Origin of the sequence: Oceanobacillus sp. FSL W7-1309, from assembly GCF_038002145.1 — a bacterium.
GTDB lineage: Bacteria > Bacillota > Bacilli > Bacillales > Amphibacillaceae > Oceanobacillus > Oceanobacillus profundus.
Genome location: NZ_JBBOBX010000001.1, coordinates 2,425,068 through 2,441,520, shown reverse-complemented (window position 1 = coordinate 2,441,520; position 16,453 = coordinate 2,425,068). Strand labels below are relative to the sequence as shown.

Genomic DNA, 16,453 nt, shown 5'->3' with positions numbered 1-16,453 from the left:
TATCAACTGCAACAGATACCTTTTATAACTCTTTTACTTTTTTGTCCGAGGTTAATACAGCTTTACTTTTATGAGACCAAATCACAACCGGAATAAGGATTAAAGATAAAACCCCTCCAGCAAGTGATAGCATTTCGTAACTTGAACCAGCGACAACCATTCCTGACATGGCACTACCAGACGCTCCTGCTAATGCTATAAAGACATCAACTGTTCCTTGAGTTTTGGCCCGTGTTAAAGGTTCTGTTGCATCAACAATTAAAGCTGTTCCACTTATCAAACCAAAATTCCATCCGATTCCAAGTAATGAAAGTGCAACAACCAGAAGAAATATAGAATCGCCCGGAGCAATCGCTGCTACAATACCTGAGGCGAGTAATGTAACGCCAGAAGCAATTACCATGGCGGTTCGACCTATCTTATCAACAAGAATTCCAGTGAAAAGTGATGGAAGATACATGGAACCTATATGAAAGCCAATAACAAGCCCAATTGCACCTAAACTATGACCATGATGCCCCATATGAATTGGTGTCATTGTCATAATAGCAATCATCACAATTTGCGTAAGTACCATTGTGAGAGCACCAACTGTAATTCGTTTTTTGTTTAGGTGATTCTTCTCAGGTATTTTTTTAGGTTCTGTTTTTTGCTTATTTTCATTTATTTTTAACGCTATAATGAATGGATCAGGACGTAAAAAGGCAAATAATACAATACCTGCTACTATAAATGCTGTCGCGGATAAAATAAAAGGACCCGCTAATTCTGGGACACCAATTGAAAGGGCGACATTCCCCATCACCTCTACTAAGTTGGGACCTGCAACTGCACCGAATGTAGTTGAAACCATCGCTATACTCACTGCAGTTGCTCGCTGTTTGTTCGAAGCCAGGTCTGTACCAGCATAACGGGCTTGTAAATTGGTTGCAGTACCTGCACCATAAACAAGTAGAGAAGCGAATAATAAAAATACACTATTTAAGACAGCAGCAAACACAACACCTATTGCTCCAAGTCCACCTGTTATAAATCCTGTTGCTAGACCCATACGTCTTCCAAAACGGTTAGAAAGTCTCCCTACTGTTAAAGCAGCTCCTGCAGATCCTAACGTAAATAAAGCAGCAGGAAGCCCTGCAAATGCGTTTGTTCCAAGCATTTGTTCAGCAAGTAGTGCCCCTACTGTTATTCCAGCAGCTAATCCTGCCCCGCCAAACATTTGAGAAATAACCACGATGATTAATGTACGTTTATATAATTGTCTTTGTTTCGCTGGATTATCTATATAACTTTGGATCAAATCATTCGTTTCACGAGACATATTACTCCTCCTTCCCCCATTAATTTAAGCTATCTTCAAATTGATACCAATCTTGAACGTTGCTTTCAAAACGAAAGGCATGTATTCCTCTCGTCTTTAAAAGCTCTACTGCTTCTACTGACATCAAACAGTATGGTCCTCTGCAGTAGGCAACTACATCACAGTTGGTTGGTAAAGAAGATATTTTTTCCCTTAATTCCTCAATTGGCATCGAAATAGCACCCGGAATATGAGCTTTTTCATACTCTTCTTTCGGCCTGACATCTAACAATAAAACTTCATCTTTTTCCATCCGGTCTTTAAGTTCCACAAGTGAAATACCATTCATGCCAAGATTGGCATTTAAGAATTCTTGTTTTATTTGTTGAACCTGTACAAACTGTTTTTCTGACAAAGTATGCAGACACTTTAGAAAGCCGGAAATCGCTGTATCTGCTAATTCGTAGATCACATAGTTACCTTTCTTCTGAAACTTTACCAATCTGGAACTAGAGAGAGTTTGTAAATGTTGAGATACATTTGCCACAGACATGGTAGTTGCTTTCGCCAATGCTTCCACCGATTTTGGGCCTTGAGATAAGATATCAAGAATCTCTATACGCTTTGGGCTGGAAAAGCTTTTACCTAGTCTTGCAAACTCTTGATATAATAAATCTTTTAAATTTCTTTCGTTTAGCATTTTAAATCACCAACTATTCAAGTGTTTTATTGAATAGTTGAATTATAGTCATAACCACTATCTTTTGTCAATCCTTTATTTAGAAGTAAAAAACAAGTGGAATAATGAAAACCACTTGTTTTTTTTACTTTGCATTTTGATGGGATTTTTAACTATGTGTACATAACATGCCTTAACCCTAAAAAAGACCAAAAAGCTGATACCTTTTAAAGGCGGTGGCGTTAGACCACGCATTTGTAGTAAGAAGAGACTAAGTGTCCCAGTAAGATTATGTTACTGAATAAGTTGAGCCGGTTTCCGAACAAAGCACATAATACCAGCAATAAGTATGAAGATGCCTGGAAAAATACCAAATCCAACAGTAATAACAGCACCCAAGATAGAAGTCACAACGAAAATAATACCAGCACTTTTAGGGTGCTTATTACCTTTAATTAAGAAAATAGCGACAATACTCAATATAATAGCCAGCACAGCTACAATGAGAATAAGCCATCCGCCTGTACTCAATCCTTCAATTAGAGTGTCCAGATCACCAAGACCCATTTCTGGAGTTTGCTCTACGATATCTTGGAGGATAGCTTCATTATTTTGCAGAACTAACATAACAACTCCAAAAGCTCCAAGAAGTCCGTAACCTAAAATTCCAATTATAGCTAATACAATTTCGACTGTTCTTTTCATTATCTCTCCCTCCTTTCTGTTTTATTGACCTGCAATACCACGTTCCTCATATGGGAAGGAAGTTATTGTAATTATTGAGTGTACAAAATTTACAATTGATTCCATTAGAAGCACCTCCCTAAAATAATGAGTTATACTTTTCATACGAAATAAAAAGGTAAAAGTTTCAACTGACAAAATATGTTCGAAACACTATTCGATGAAGAAATAAAGCTAGACCTCTTAATGAATCCAGCTTACGATATTGATTTTTGATTTGATTGGTAAAGACGATTAAACTGGTGGTGGAAACAAACCAGAGACAAATCTGTATCACCCGTTCCTCAAAAATTCGGTAGACCTTAACCACATATCTTCAACTAGAATTGTATGACTCTACCAAATATTTAGCAGAGGGCAGAAGAATTTATTTGTAGTGCGAAACAATTTATATATTGTTCCATAATTACGATTTTAGATTAAAAATGGGATTCGATCAGATTCGATTTAGGAACAAAAATCCAAAGGTAAGCCAGGAAGGATAGGAGATCGAATAAAAAAAGATCCCGAATTCGCAAATGTTTATTTTTACGAAGACAGGATTAGAATAGAGGATGTTTATTTGCTTAGCAAAGTATTATTGTATTACATAGGAAAAGGAAGTGTTTCAGCAGCACAAGAAAAATCAATTTTTAATGAAATAGACTCCATTAATATACAAATAAGATCATGTGTATTGTCCTATTTCAGATTTAGAAATATAAAAAGTAGATTACAATTACTAATATAATACGATAAATTGCAAATGGGATTAATTTAACTTTATTAATTAATTTCAGGAAAAAACGAATAGATATTAATGCGAATACAAATGCACTAATAAACCCAACAATGAAAAATGGTAAAGCATCTAAGGTAAAGTACTCCCAGTTTTTTATTAATGACAAGAAACTTGCACCAGCCATAATTGGGACAGCCATGATAAATGTAAAGTCTGAGGCTGTGCGGTGATTCATCCCCACTAATACACCACCTGAAATGGTTGCACCTGACCTAGAAAACCCCGGCCACAATGATAAGCATTGAATTAATCCAACTGAAAATGCTTGTTTATAAGTTATTTGATCCACAGATACAACTTTTGGATTTTTAGAACGAAGTAAATCCGCTGCAATCATAAAGAAGGCACCAATTAATAAACCAATTAGAACGGTTTTGGTTGTAAAGAGGTTCTCATCAATATAGTCCTCAAATAGTAATCCTAAAACCCCTGCTGGAATCAAACCAACAATAATGTGGGTTAATTTTAGATGTTCCCTATTATATACTTCACCCTTTTTATTAAAAATACGATTTAATCCAAGCAAATCAATAAATCTATCCTTAAATACAATCACAACGGCTAAAATAGATCCGAGCTGAATAACTATCTTAAACGTATTTGCCGCATATTGTCCCAAAAATTCGGTAGACTTTAGCCACATATCATCAACTAGGATCATATGTCCTGTAGAGGATACTGGTGCGAATTCTGTTAATCCCTCCACTAACCCTAATATTATTGCTTTTATTAACTCAACGAAATCCATTCTTTAAACTCCTTTTATATTGTTATTTCATTACCTTGAAAGATTTGCACCCTTGAAATCATTTTTTTTACTCTTTCAAAGCAAAAAACAGGTTTTGAATCATCTTCTATAGTAAAATTTTTTTCATAAAAAAACTATCCTCTAATACAAATATATCTCATTCACATATAAAATCATATTTCTATTGTCTTAAAAAATACATATTAATTTTAAAAAAGGTATCTTTACCTCCGCTTTGATAACTCAACTTTCGCAGATCGAACTAGGCAGACATGACTTGATATAACGAGACAAATTAAAATTAATGAATAATCTTGCTTCATTCTCATCCACTTTGAAGCGTTAAATCAGTCTGAACAAAAAGATCTACAAATGACGAAGATAACTCTGCTTATAAAGTTCGGCACTATGTATTTAACCGAAGCTCTAGTGACTATTTAGTAAGAAAAATCCTCCCATCATTAAGAATGGAAGGATGTTAATAATTATTTACTCTTTCATTAGTTGAGAAGAAAATTTACTTTCACCTCAGCCTTAGCATAAACTTATCAATTACTGTCATTAAGGTGATAGCAAAGTTGAACAACACCAGAGTAAAATCTTTTTGTGTCAATCAGTCTTAGATTCACTCTCTTCTTTATGTCAATAAACAAAGGTTTTCCTTCCCCTAAAATAACAGGGTGAACAGATAACCTAAATTCATCAACCAACCCTAATTTTATAAAAGTTGTAATAAGACTCGCTCCACCATATAGCCAGATATCTCTACCAGGTTTTTTCTTTAATTTATTTACTTCTTCAACAATGTTATCATTTATTAATATCGCTTGATTATCAGACTCTTTTTGTGTTCTGGAAAATACATATTTCTTTTTACTATGAACCAATTTCCAAATTTCTTTTTCGTTATCTGAATCATCATTTTTGGGGATATATTGTCCCCATAAATCGTAGCTTTTTCTTCCATATAAAATAGTATCAATTTGATTCAAGAAATTTATGAAACCCATATCCGATTCCATGATGCACCAGTCAACTTCGCCATTCGGTCCTTCAATAAATCCATCTAAAGTAACTGCTAAATCCAGAATTACTCTTCTTGCACTTTCGTTAATGGCCATATTTTTATCTCCTTTTATCTTATAGATTTTCCTTGTTGATAAAATCATAACGTATAAACTATACTAAACGTAAAACATGACAAGTAATGACATGATTAATTGAAAAAAGGTGAACAAAATGTCAAAAGCAAAGCGTCTATTAGATATTCTTATGTTTGTCACCGCTAAGAAAAATTTTACAGCACAAGAAATAGCAGATGAATTTAATATATCCATTCGTACTGTACATAGATACATACTAGATTTATCTGATATGGGAATGCCAATTTACTCTGAACAAGGACGAAATGGAGGGTATACAGTATTAACAAGTAGACTTCTTCCCCCTATTTTATTTACAGAAGAAGAAGTTGTTTCTATCTTCTTTGCTTTTCAATCTCTAAATTACTATCGCAACTTGCCTTTTGATTCTGAAATTACTTCGGTTGAACATAAATTATATAGTTCACTTCAGAGTGAAGCTAAAACAAAAGTGGATAAAATTCGTTCTTATATTGCTTTTTGGAATCCTAAAAGAACGATTGATACCCCATTTTTAAAAGATATTCTAGAGCATTCTATTGAAAATAAAAATTTACATATTCAATATGAATCTAAATCAGGAATGAGAAAAAAACACATCCATCCTATCGGTGTATATGCTCATGATGGATTATGGTACTTACCTGCTTACGATTATGATAAGAAAAAAATATTACTGTATCGCGTAGATCGCATTCTATCAATCTTATCAGCTGAGAAAAATGAAGATGATTTCATGAATTTAAAAGAATGGTTCAACTTTCATGAGGTAAAAAACCCTGTTCGACTGCATGTGATCTTAACAGTGGAAGGTGTCCGTCAATGTAAAAGTGTTCATTATTTCGATGGTTTTGTAGGCACACAAGAAGATGGAACTGGATACATTGATACAATCATTGATAGAGGTGAACTTAATTTTATAACATCACTATTTTTGAGGCTTGGAAGTCATGCACGAATTTTGGAACCGAAGGAATTAATAGTTGGATTACGTAAACAAGCTGAAGAAATTTTAGCTATGTATCAAGATGAGAATTAAAATCTTGAGCTATTAAGCTATATTCCAACAATAATTTTGTTTCTATTATTTCACCTGTAAAACACAGCTTTGAGAAAAGATGAATTTTATTGAATAAGTATTGAATTATTATTGCTTTAATATTGCGTGGGATATTGGATAAATCCAGTAATGACAACAGTTTGGGGATTAAAGAGTATTGAACTTGAAATTGGAATCGGCATAAAAAACTCGGGCTCCTGATGAGGAAAACCCGAGAAATTATTGGATTCGGACTGAAAAAAGTAAATGTTTATTATTACGAAATCAGGATCGGACTAGCAAATGTTTATTTTTACAGCCAAATGACTTTTTTAATTAGACACGCGTTAATTTAATCTCCTCCGCAATCCCCCACCTCAAACCCGCATCCCACCGTTTCAGTTAAAATAAAGTTTTGCTACCGAACCACCATTCCCCCCAATTTTGGGTTTAATTATTGCAGCAAAATTTGAGTTGGAATTTTCATTTGAAACAGAAGAAATCATTATGACAAGTGAATATCTCGAAGAAGGACAAGTAGTTGAAGGGAAATATGAAATAGAAATCCTAGAAATAAACGAAGATTCATATGTTTTTAATTTTATTGATCTTAACACAGGAGAAGAATATATTGTTGACTCCACGCAAATTGAAGCATCTGCTTTACCTGTAATTGTTTATTTTATTGGTTCACAAGTTGCCAGAATAACAGTTCAACATATTGGTAAAAAAGCCATTTTAAAAATTGGTAAAAAAACATTCCAAGCGAAATCTAAAGATGCTGCCAAGAAAGCAACAGTCAATTTTTCTAATGTAACCATTAAAGCTGGAGGAAAAAATGTTTATTTTACTAATGCTAAAATGCAACATATTCTACAAAACCACCACCCAAATTATTGGACAGGAAAAGGTGGGAAATCAATGTTTGACCCTAGTTTAAGTGTCAATGGTGTAAAAAACATTGTTACTAATGTTATTAACAGTAATAAAACTACCATTGGAAATGCTCTTAAAAAAGGAAACTCTGTTAATGCTTATAAGACTATAAATGGAATAAAATATAAAGTAAATATAGGGAAAGATGGGTATGTAAAATCAGCATATCCAGTTTAATGAGGTGATAATATGCTAAAGATTGAAACTTTGATTAAGGATACAAATATCAACATAGGTCACAAGTCTACTTTTTTATCAATTAATAATCCATTATCTGGTGATTTAGTGAATCAAACCTTAGATGAAAATGACCATGATTATCTAGAAGGAGCAATCAGATTAGAATGCAACTCTGAAGTTATCCTAACCGAAAACATGGAAACAACAGATTTGTTATTTACATGGCAAACATTAGTTGAACCTATATTAACACCAGGAAATAAAGAGTATGAAATATCAATTTTAGATTCCTTATATGAAGTTAAGATATTAACCAATAACTCAGGATTTACTTTTTGTATTAATAATACATCAAGTAAAGACAATCAAATTTCAAATACAATTCCTAAAGATGAGTATTCGAAAGCAATAATAGAGGGATTCTTAGCATTTGGAGAATTTATCGTCAATAATCAATTTTCTTTTTCGGAGGAAAGTTCCTATTCTTCTTTCGTTCAAGATTATAAAGCTTTAAAATCATGAAGAACAGAAGAGATAAGTCTCTTCTGTTTTTGGGTTCTACAATAAAATCCCAAAATGAAGCAAAAATGCACGTAGACTCCTTTATCAATTATCCTTGAGTTGTCTAGAAACAAAGAAATGATAGAAGCTGCGTTTGATAATCTGCTCTTATCGGAGAGGGTATTCACTATAATTTAACATAATTATCCATTTATATTGAAACTAAGTTACTCAACTATATGGTCTGATTGTTGAACACAAGTTTAACAACGATCTTCAACTAATGCTGCCCCGTTAGTGTAATTACATTTTTTACAAACTCTATAGTCCGCTCTTATTTTACCATATATTCAAAATATTTATATCCTAACTCTTTCCTCATTCCTCTAATGCCCATTTCTACTCATCTACTATATGTACCTGTAACTTAGTCCTTCCCCAACCAAACTCCCCTCAATCCCTTATCCCCCAAGTCTTCACCCCCTCTTTTACGCCACAAAGCAATGGAACTAAGTTCTTCCCCAAAACACCGAAAATGACCCGAATTAAGCCTTCTGGGTTGTGTAGAATATTCTGCCATTGTAACTAAGTTATTCCCCAGAATTGGGTAAAAGTATCAGGGGAAACTGGATAAAAGATTGGATATGCAACAATTTCAGGATGTAGTTACAGTTAGGAAATACACTGAATATAGATTGAAAATCCGTTGGATTTAGGGTTAGGAAAACTACTGAAAAGCGATTGGAAACTGTCTGAAAGCCTATATTGATAAGGGATTGAAGAAGTATTAAGCAAAAAGAATCGGACTGAATCACTATTGGATTCAGTCCGAATTTTTATTGATTTGGGATTGAAAACCCCTATTGGATGATGATTAAAAAGCCATCAAATTAAATATTGTTTTCCCTGCTGTTCTCTTCGTCCTCTTCCAATTCGGATACCAACTAAGTTCCATAAGGGAAGAACAAAGTTACATTGGGAACAAGGGAGTTACAGGGAGGCAACAGCTTCCACTTAGATTTGATATTTTATTCTACAGTTACACTCTTAGCAAAGTTGCATTGTAAAACAACAGAAATACTTTACTCTTTTCTTCTATCTCTAAGACTAGGTTGGAAATATTACAAACCAAACTTCACTTCTTTTCTCTACTATGTGACGTTAATTTAATCTCCTCCGAAATCCCCCACCTCAAACCCGCATTCCACTGTTCGAGTTAAAATAAAGTTTTGCTACCGAACCCCCGTTTTGAAGGGTTTTTGGTTCAATAATGACCGTTTTCCCGCTCTTTTCCACCTGTTTTTTTCACCTTTTTCGGACAGTTGGAATAAAGTTTTGGGAGTAATGGACAGAAGAATAAATCGAGAAAAGATAGACAGGACAAGGGGTTCGGCATGAAAAGACCCCGAATTCGCAAATGTTTATTATTACGAAATCAGGGTCGGAATAGCAAATGTTTATTTTGACGAGCAGATGTTTATTTTAGTTAGACAAAGCGTTTCTCCAACCAAGTAACAGCCTCCACATGATTCGTACTAGGAAACATGTCTACAGGCTGCACTTCCTTCGTCACGTAGCCACCATCCTCTAAAATACGAAGATCTCTTGCCAATGTTGATGGATTGCAGGATACATATACAATCCGCTGTGGTTCCATATCGATCATTGCTTGTAAGAAATCAGCTTCACAGCCTTTACGTGGTGGATCAACTACAATAACGTCTGGAGTAAGGCCCTGTTCTTTCCATTTTAGCATTACTTTTTCAGCTTGTCCTACTGTAAATTCAACATTCGTAATTTCATTAAGTGCAGCATTCTTTTTAGCATCCGCAATAGCATCTGGAACAACTTCAATTCCGTAAACCTTTTTCGCCTTTTGCGCTAAAAATAAAGAAATTGTGCCGATACCACAGTATGCATCAACGACAACATCATCGCTTCCAATGTTTGCAAACTCTAATGCTTTGTCATAAAGCACCTTCGTCTGTATTGGATTTACTTGATAAAAAGATTTCGCTGAAATCGCAAAAGTAATATCGCCGATTTTATCGTAAATATATGTTTCGCCCCAAAGCACTTTTGTTTTCTCACCAAGTATGACATTTGTTCGCTTCTCATTTACATTTTGAATAATCGATTTAACCTGAGGGAATCGTCTCGTTAACTCGTCAATTAGGACATCTTTATTTGGCAATCTATTGGTGCGGGTAACGAGCACAATCATGACATCATTGGTTGCATGACCAGTCCGGATCATAATATGTCTGAGGTCCCCACGATGGTTTTCTTCCTGATAAGGTTCGATCCCAAGCTGGTTAGCAAGCTGTCTAACTACTGGCAGAATTTCATTGATTGCCTCAGCTTGAATACTGCATGTGTCCATATTTTCAACGATTCGATGACTTCGTTTTTGGTAATAGCCAACTATAAGCTCACCGTTCTTCTCTCCAACAGGGACTTGTACTTTGTTGCGATAATGATATGGATGCTCCATCCCCATGATTGGATGAATTGGTACATGCGGAAGATGGGCAACTTTCTTCATCACATTCTTCACTTGGTTTTGTTTCATATCAAGCTGAAGCTTATAGCTCATATGCTGTAGCTGACAACCACCGCAATGTACATGGCAGGTTGGCTCCACTCGTTCAGGACTTGACTTGGTAAGCTCCATTAATTTTCCGAAACCAAAATTTTTATTTACTTTAACAACCTTTACTATCGCTTCTTCCCCTGGTAGTGCGTTTGGAACAAATAATGGATAACCATTAATTTTCCCAACACCATTCCCTTCATGGGTCAGGTCTTCAAAGCGTAGTGTGATTGTCTCGTTTTTTTTCACCGGTGTGGTTTGTTTTACCATTTATATCTTCCTTCAATTACATTATTTATAATTATTTTATCCTATTTCCTCTTCAGCAAGCAGTAAAATAAGTACCCACCGGCAAAGCGGACAGATACTTATTTTATTATTAAGCAAACACGGTTTTCAAATCAATCTGTAAATCATCAAAAATAGATACTTGAATTTCTTCCTCATCTGAATACAAACTTGGCCTACCGTAGTTTTGACTTTCTTCGAGGGTAAAAACACTAACCATCTTTTCTTGGGGTTCAACAATCCAATATTCCTGAACACCAGCCTGCTCATATTTATTGAACTTTTCAAGTTTATCTTTTCTTCCTGTCGATGGTGATAAAATTTCAATGACCATATTTGGAGCCCCTTTACAACCTGCATCATCTAATTTAGAGGTATCGCAAACAACCGTAATATCTGGCTCGAATACATTTCTGCTTTCGTCTTTATCTTCTTCATCAAGATATAACACCACTTCAAATGGTGCAGGATATACCTTACACGCTTTTCCAACTAGATAATTAGCAAGTTGGCGATGTAACTCCGATAGAATTTCTTGATGGATTCTTGAAGGGGCTGCCTGCATATAAAGACGACCATCAATAATCTCTACTCTTACGTCCTCGGGCCATGATAAATAGTCGTTATACGTATAAATGCGATCTTCCTTTGGTAATGACATGTAATCACCCCAAGTTAGCAAATTTTATTATTTATTATAGCATTGTTGAACGGTCAATAACACCAAAAAGGAAGACTCTAATCCAAGTCTTCCTGCATATCAATAAATTCTTCTGGCACACAAAATTCGATGTGCTCCTGTAGGTTTACAAATTCACCAGGCAATAACCCACCATATTCACCATCAATATTTAATTGCATTTTTTCATCAGCAGATACTTTTACGTACCTCGCTTGTTTATAAATAATATTCTTACTATCCAAATGTGCGCCTCGTAGAGCGAGGGAGGCAATATGAATGAATTCAGCTAGGTTTGTTTTGCGCAAAATTAGCAAATCAAAATATCCATCATTCATTTTCGCACTTGGGGCGAGCTTTTCAAATCCCCCAACCGAATTGGTATTTGATACGAGAAATAACATAATATCATCTTCTAATACTTCATCATCATATTCAATCTTTACTTTAATTGGTTTTAGTGATGGAAGCATTTCAATCCCTTTGATATAATATGCCAGCTGTCCAAGCATTGTCTTTAGCTTGCTTGGTACATCATAGGTTAATTCCGTTAGCTTCCCGCCACCGGCAATATTCATAAAGTAATGCTCGTTGACTTTTCCAATATCCAGTAGCATCGATTTATTCGATAAAATAATATCCACTGCTTTATAGATATCTCGTGGGATTCGCAATGCTCGGGCAAAATCATTTGTGGTTCCAGCAGGGATAATTCCAAGCTTTGGCCGGTTATCGAAACCAGCTATTCCATTAATTACTTCATTAATAGTGCCGTCACCACCTGCAGCTACAATTAGATCATAGCCACGCTCTACCGCTGATTTCGCTGCTGCAATCGCATCATTTTCGCCAGTAGTAGCATGTGTGGATGTCTCGAAACCTGCAACCTCAAACTTTTCCAATATCGTTGGCAATGCTCTTTTGATTGCTTCACGCCCCGAAGTCGGATTATATATTATTCGGGCCTTTTTCATTCTATTTCCTCCCCCAATATGTTCACTCTGAAGGCTTTATCCATTTAGAACTCGTACTTTTGCATCTAATAAATATCATAGCCTTTTTCATATCAATTGAAAAGGATTAAAACATATCGAGACTGCCATTTGCAAGCAAATGACAGCCTTCCATATATATTTAACGTTTGCTAAGTTCTTCAGAAAGAATCTTGTTAACAAGTGGCGGGTTCGCTTGTCCTTTTGTAGCTTTCATAATTTGACCAACAAGGAAACCATGCGCCTTGCCTTTTCCACTTTTAAAGTCAATAATGGATTGCTCATTCTCATCCAGCACATTATTAACAATTTCTTTCAGCTGCTCTGGATCAGAGATTTGTACGAGACCTTTGTCTTTTACGATCTGTTCTGGATCTCCGCCATTTTCTACGAGCTCAGCAAATACTTTCTTCGCAATTTTAGAGGAAATCGTTCCGTCTTCAATCAACTGAATCATTTTAGCCAATGCTTCTGGTGTAATCGCTAATTCTTGGATTTCTTTATAGTGTTTATTCATGTATGCAGAAACTTCACCCATCAGCCAGTTCGATACTTGCTTGATGTCACCGCCATGCGAGACAGCTTCCTCAAAGAAATCGGACACTTGCTTCGAGTTCGTTAATACATTTGCATCGTATTCGGATAAGCCAAGTTCTGAAACATAACGTTTTCTGCGAGCATCTGGCAGTTCAGGAATTTCACTGTGCACACGTTCTTTCCATACATCATCAATGTATAGTGGTACTAAATCTGGTTCTGGGAAATAACGATAGTCATCCGAACCTTCCTTTACACGCATGAGAATTGTTTCTTTTGTTTTCTCATCGTAACGACGTGTTTCCTGAAGAATTTCGCCACCTGAAAGGAGTACTTTTTCTTGACGCTTCTCTTCAAATTCAAGACCTTTTTGTACAAAGGAGAATGAATTCAAGTTCTTAAGCTCTGCTTTCGTACCGAACTTCTCTTGTCCAATTGGACGTAATGAAATATTCGCATCACATCTTAGTGAACCTTCTTGCATTTTCACATCGGAAACGCCTGTATACTGGATAATATTTTTTAGTTTTTCCAAATATGCATATGCTTCCTCTGGAGAGCGCATATCTGGTTCAGATACGATTTCAATCAATGGTGTCCCTTGACGGTTAAAGTCAATATACGAATAACCATCATCACCGTGAGTCAATTTACCAGCATCCTCTTCCATATGAACACGCGTTATGCCGATACGTTTCTTTTTCCCATTTACTTCAATTTCAATCCAGCCATTTTCACCGATTGGCTGATCAAACTGAGATATTTGATATGCTTTCGGATTATCTGGGTAAAAGTAATTCTTACGGTCAAACTTTGTGTGTGTCGCAATTTCACAATTTAATGCCATAGCTGCTTTCATTGCAAAGTTAACGGCTTCTTCATTTAAAACTGGAAGTGTTCCTGGATAGCCAAGATCAATTGGGTTTATATTCGTATTTGGATCAGATCCGAATGCATTAATACTCGGGCTAAATATTTTCGAATTTGTTTTTAATTCAACGTGTACCTCAAGTCCAATTATTGTTTCAAAATTCATTAGTTGGCACCTCCAAGCTGAGGTCGTTTTTTATGATGCTCTGTTGCCTGTTCAAATGCATGTGCTGCACGATATACCGTACTTTCATCAAAGTACTTACCAATAATTTGCAAGCCGATAGGTAGTCCATTTTCAGAGAATCCACACGGAAGGGAGATTCCTGGAACGCCAGCAAGGTTAACTGGAATGGTTAAAATATCATTTGCATACATTGTTAATGGGTCATCAATAAGTTCGCCTACTTTATATGCTGTTGTAGGAGAAGTTGGTCCAACAATAACATCAAAGTCCTCAAAGATTTTGTCAAAATCCTGTTTAATTAAAGTACGTACTTTTTGCGCTTTTTTATAATATGCATCGTAATATCCAGAACTTAATGCAAATGTTCCGAGCATAATTCGTTTTTTCACTTCAGGTCCAAAGCCTTCGCTTCGAGATTTCTTAAATACATCAATCAGATTATCTGCGTTTTCACTGCGCACACCATAGCGTACCCCGTCAAAACGAGCTAAGTTAGCAGATGCTTCAGATGAAGATAATAAGTAATAAGCAGATACAGCATATTTAGAGTGCGGCAAAGAAACCTCTTCCCATGTAGCACCAAGTGATTCATATACTTTCAATGCCTCAAGAATAGACTCTCTAACCTCTGGTGCCACACCTTCAGCTAAGTATTCTTTTGGTACAGCAATCTTCAACCCGCTAATGTCCTTCGTCAATGCTTCGGTATATTTCGGCACGTCAATATTAGCACTTGTCGTATCCATTTCGTCATGTCCTGCAATGACCTCTAATACTCGTGCATTATCTTCAACTGTTCTTGTAATTGGTCCAATTTGATCAAGCGAAGATGCAAATGCAACTAATCCAAAACGAGACACACGTCCGTAAGTAGGTTTCATTCCTACAACTCCACAGAAAGATGCTGGTTGGCGAATCGAACCACCTGTGTCAGAGCCTAGTGAGAACAATACTTCACCTGCTGCAACCGCTGCTGCAGAACCACCACTAGAACCTCCTGGGACATAATCTGTATTCCATGGATTTCTTGTTGGTGTATAGCTGGAGTTTTCATTGGTTGATCCCATTGCAAATTCATCCATGTTTAGTTTTCCAACAGAAATTGCTTGTTCGTTCTTTAATTTTTGTACAACTGTTGCGTCATATAACGGATCATTGAAGTTATCTAAAAACTGACTTGCACATGTAGTACGAACGCCTTTTGTTACGATATTATCCTTAATTCCACCTGGAACCCCAAATAGACTCGCTGTAGCATCTGCTGCTTCATCAAGTTCTTTTGCTTTCGCCCTAGCATTTTCTTCATCCAAGGTTAAAAAGGCATTTACTTGTCCGTCTACTTCTTTAATTCTACGGTAAGATTCATCGACTAGATCTTGAACCGTAATCTCTTTATTATGTAGCTTTGCTTCTAATTCTTTAATTGTATGGTCAAATAATGACATCTAGGGTTTCCCTCCTTGTTTTAGAAAACTAAAGAATTTGCCTGACCTTCTGCGGCAAATGTCTTTGTTTACGGATAGAAAAGTTCGAAACTTAACTATCTCCCAAAATTGATGGTACGCGGAAATGACCGTCTTCGTGATCAGGAGCATTCTTAAATGCTTCTTCTTGCGTAATCCATTCCTTCGGTTCATCTTTACGCATTATATTTTTCAAATCAAGCACATGCGTTGTTGGCTCAATGCCGTCTGTATCCAATTCATTCAATTGTTCAGCATAATCGATAATTGCGCTCAGTTCATCTACAAGCTGCTCTACCTCTTCGTCCGTTACAGCGAGCCTTGCTAAGTGTGCTACATGCTTCACTTGCTCTTTTGAAATATCCGCCATGTGATTACCTCCAAATCAATAATTTATATAGGTGATGCTTTATTTTTTTCTCATTGTACCATTATAACACTATTGATAATAGCAAAGATAGGTCTAGATAGGCAAATTATGTTGTATATGAAAGTTCCTTAGCATATTATGTAGGATATTGGAAAACTACTTATATATATCTACGCAAAAAAAGGCCTGAAACAGGTTCCACTCCGTTTCAGGCAAATCCATCATATAGTAATAGGGTAAAAAATTGAAATAATTAATGTAAAAGTAAAAACTTAGAAAAATACACTTGAACTGCTGACACTAAAGATACTTGGCTCATGTTCACCAGCAATTTCAACATTATCTTGCTGTACTCCCTGGGCAAAAAAGAATCCAGTAGCCAGTACCGCAGCTAATGCAACACCTGAAAACAGCTTTTTCATTT

At 35.8% G+C, this 16,453-nt stretch carries 15 protein-coding genes; 3 read left to right on the top strand and 12 right to left on the bottom strand.

Going from position 1 to position 16,453, the window contains the following annotated elements:
- Nucleotides 1-22 precede the first annotated feature (22 nt).
- The 5 genes from NST46_RS11700 to NST46_RS11680 all read right to left on the bottom strand — a co-directional run bounded on the left by NST46_RS11700 (nt 23) and on the right by NST46_RS11680 (nt 5,373).
- Entirely contained in the window at nt 23-1,321 is a 1,299-nt protein-coding gene (locus NST46_RS11700; protein WP_341137237.1) for an MFS transporter, read from the bottom strand.
- Nucleotides 1,322-1,340: 19 nt separating this feature from the next.
- The gene (locus NST46_RS11695; RefSeq protein ID WP_341137236.1) at nt 1,341-2,000 is read right to left on the bottom strand and encodes an ArsR/SmtB family transcription factor; all 660 of its coding nucleotides are present in this window, start codon (nt 1,998-2,000) and stop codon (nt 1,341-1,343) included.
- Between the two features lie 273 nt (nt 2,001-2,273).
- Nucleotides 2,274-2,684, bottom strand: coding sequence for a DUF4064 domain-containing protein (locus NST46_RS11690; protein WP_095312700.1), 411 nt, complete (start codon nt 2,682-2,684; stop codon nt 2,274-2,276).
- Nucleotides 2,685-3,415: 731 nt separating this feature from the next.
- On the bottom strand, nt 3,416-4,252 hold the full coding sequence (locus tag NST46_RS11685) for an undecaprenyl-diphosphate phosphatase (RefSeq protein ID WP_095312698.1): 837 nt from the start codon (nt 4,250-4,252) through the stop codon (nt 3,416-3,418).
- Between the two features lie 548 nt (nt 4,253-4,800).
- A complete protein-coding gene (locus NST46_RS11680) occupies nt 4,801-5,373 on the bottom strand; it encodes a dihydrofolate reductase family protein (RefSeq protein WP_341137235.1) in 573 nt (190 codons plus the stop codon).
- Between the two features lie 118 nt (nt 5,374-5,491).
- Here NST46_RS11680 and NST46_RS11675 point away from each other — a divergent pair, with 118 nt between their 5' ends.
- From NST46_RS11675 to NST46_RS11665, 3 genes are all read left to right on the top strand, one after another.
- Complete coding sequence (locus NST46_RS11675; protein WP_095312694.1) at nt 5,492-6,433, top strand: helix-turn-helix transcriptional regulator; 942 nt, start codon at nt 5,492-5,494, stop codon at nt 6,431-6,433.
- A gap of 444 nt (nt 6,434-6,877) precedes the next feature.
- The gene (locus tag NST46_RS11670) at nt 6,878-7,546 is read left to right on the top strand and encodes an SAR2788 family putative toxin (protein ID WP_341137234.1); all 669 of its coding nucleotides are present in this window, start codon (nt 6,878-6,880) and stop codon (nt 7,544-7,546) included.
- A gap of 12 nt (nt 7,547-7,558) precedes the next feature.
- On the top strand, nt 7,559-8,071 hold the full coding sequence (locus tag NST46_RS11665; protein WP_303447742.1) for a hypothetical protein: 513 nt from the start codon (nt 7,559-7,561) through the stop codon (nt 8,069-8,071).
- A gap of 1,465 nt (nt 8,072-9,536) precedes the next feature.
- Here NST46_RS11665 and rlmD read toward each other — a convergent pair.
- From rlmD to NST46_RS11630, 7 genes are all read right to left on the bottom strand, one after another.
- Nucleotides 9,537-10,913 carry a 23S rRNA (uracil(1939)-C(5))-methyltransferase RlmD gene (rlmD, locus tag NST46_RS11660; RefSeq protein ID WP_341137233.1) on the bottom strand — a complete coding sequence of 459 codons (1,377 nt, stop codon included), beginning with the start codon at nt 10,911-10,913 and terminating at the stop codon, nt 9,537-9,539.
- A 109-nt stretch (nt 10,914-11,022) separates the two neighbouring features.
- On the bottom strand, nt 11,023-11,592 hold the full coding sequence (locus tag NST46_RS11655; protein WP_341137232.1) for a Uma2 family endonuclease: 570 nt from the start codon (nt 11,590-11,592) through the stop codon (nt 11,023-11,025).
- A 77-nt stretch (nt 11,593-11,669) separates the two neighbouring features.
- On the bottom strand, nt 11,670-12,584 hold the full coding sequence (locus NST46_RS11650) for a diacylglycerol kinase (RefSeq protein WP_095312656.1): 915 nt from the start codon (nt 12,582-12,584) through the stop codon (nt 11,670-11,672).
- 160 nt (nt 12,585-12,744) lie between these two features.
- Nucleotides 12,745-14,175 (bottom strand): Asp-tRNA(Asn)/Glu-tRNA(Gln) amidotransferase subunit GatB, encoded by a 1,431-nt coding sequence (gene gatB, locus NST46_RS11645; protein ID WP_341137231.1) that lies wholly within the window; start codon nt 14,173-14,175, stop codon nt 12,745-12,747.
- The gene (gene gatA / locus NST46_RS11640) at nt 14,175-15,641 is read right to left on the bottom strand and encodes an Asp-tRNA(Asn)/Glu-tRNA(Gln) amidotransferase subunit GatA (protein WP_340002995.1); all 1,467 of its coding nucleotides are present in this window, start codon (nt 15,639-15,641) and stop codon (nt 14,175-14,177) included. Before gatA ends, gatB begins: the two co-directional genes overlap by 1 nt.
- 91 nt (nt 15,642-15,732) lie before the next feature.
- A complete protein-coding gene (gatC, locus tag NST46_RS11635) occupies nt 15,733-16,029 on the bottom strand; it encodes an Asp-tRNA(Asn)/Glu-tRNA(Gln) amidotransferase subunit GatC (protein ID WP_118890130.1) in 297 nt (98 codons plus the stop codon).
- 272 nt (nt 16,030-16,301) lie between these two features.
- On the bottom strand, nt 16,302-16,451 hold the full coding sequence (locus tag NST46_RS11630; protein WP_158586294.1) for a hypothetical protein: 150 nt from the start codon (nt 16,449-16,451) through the stop codon (nt 16,302-16,304).
- Between the last annotated feature and the right edge of the window lie 2 nt (nt 16,452-16,453).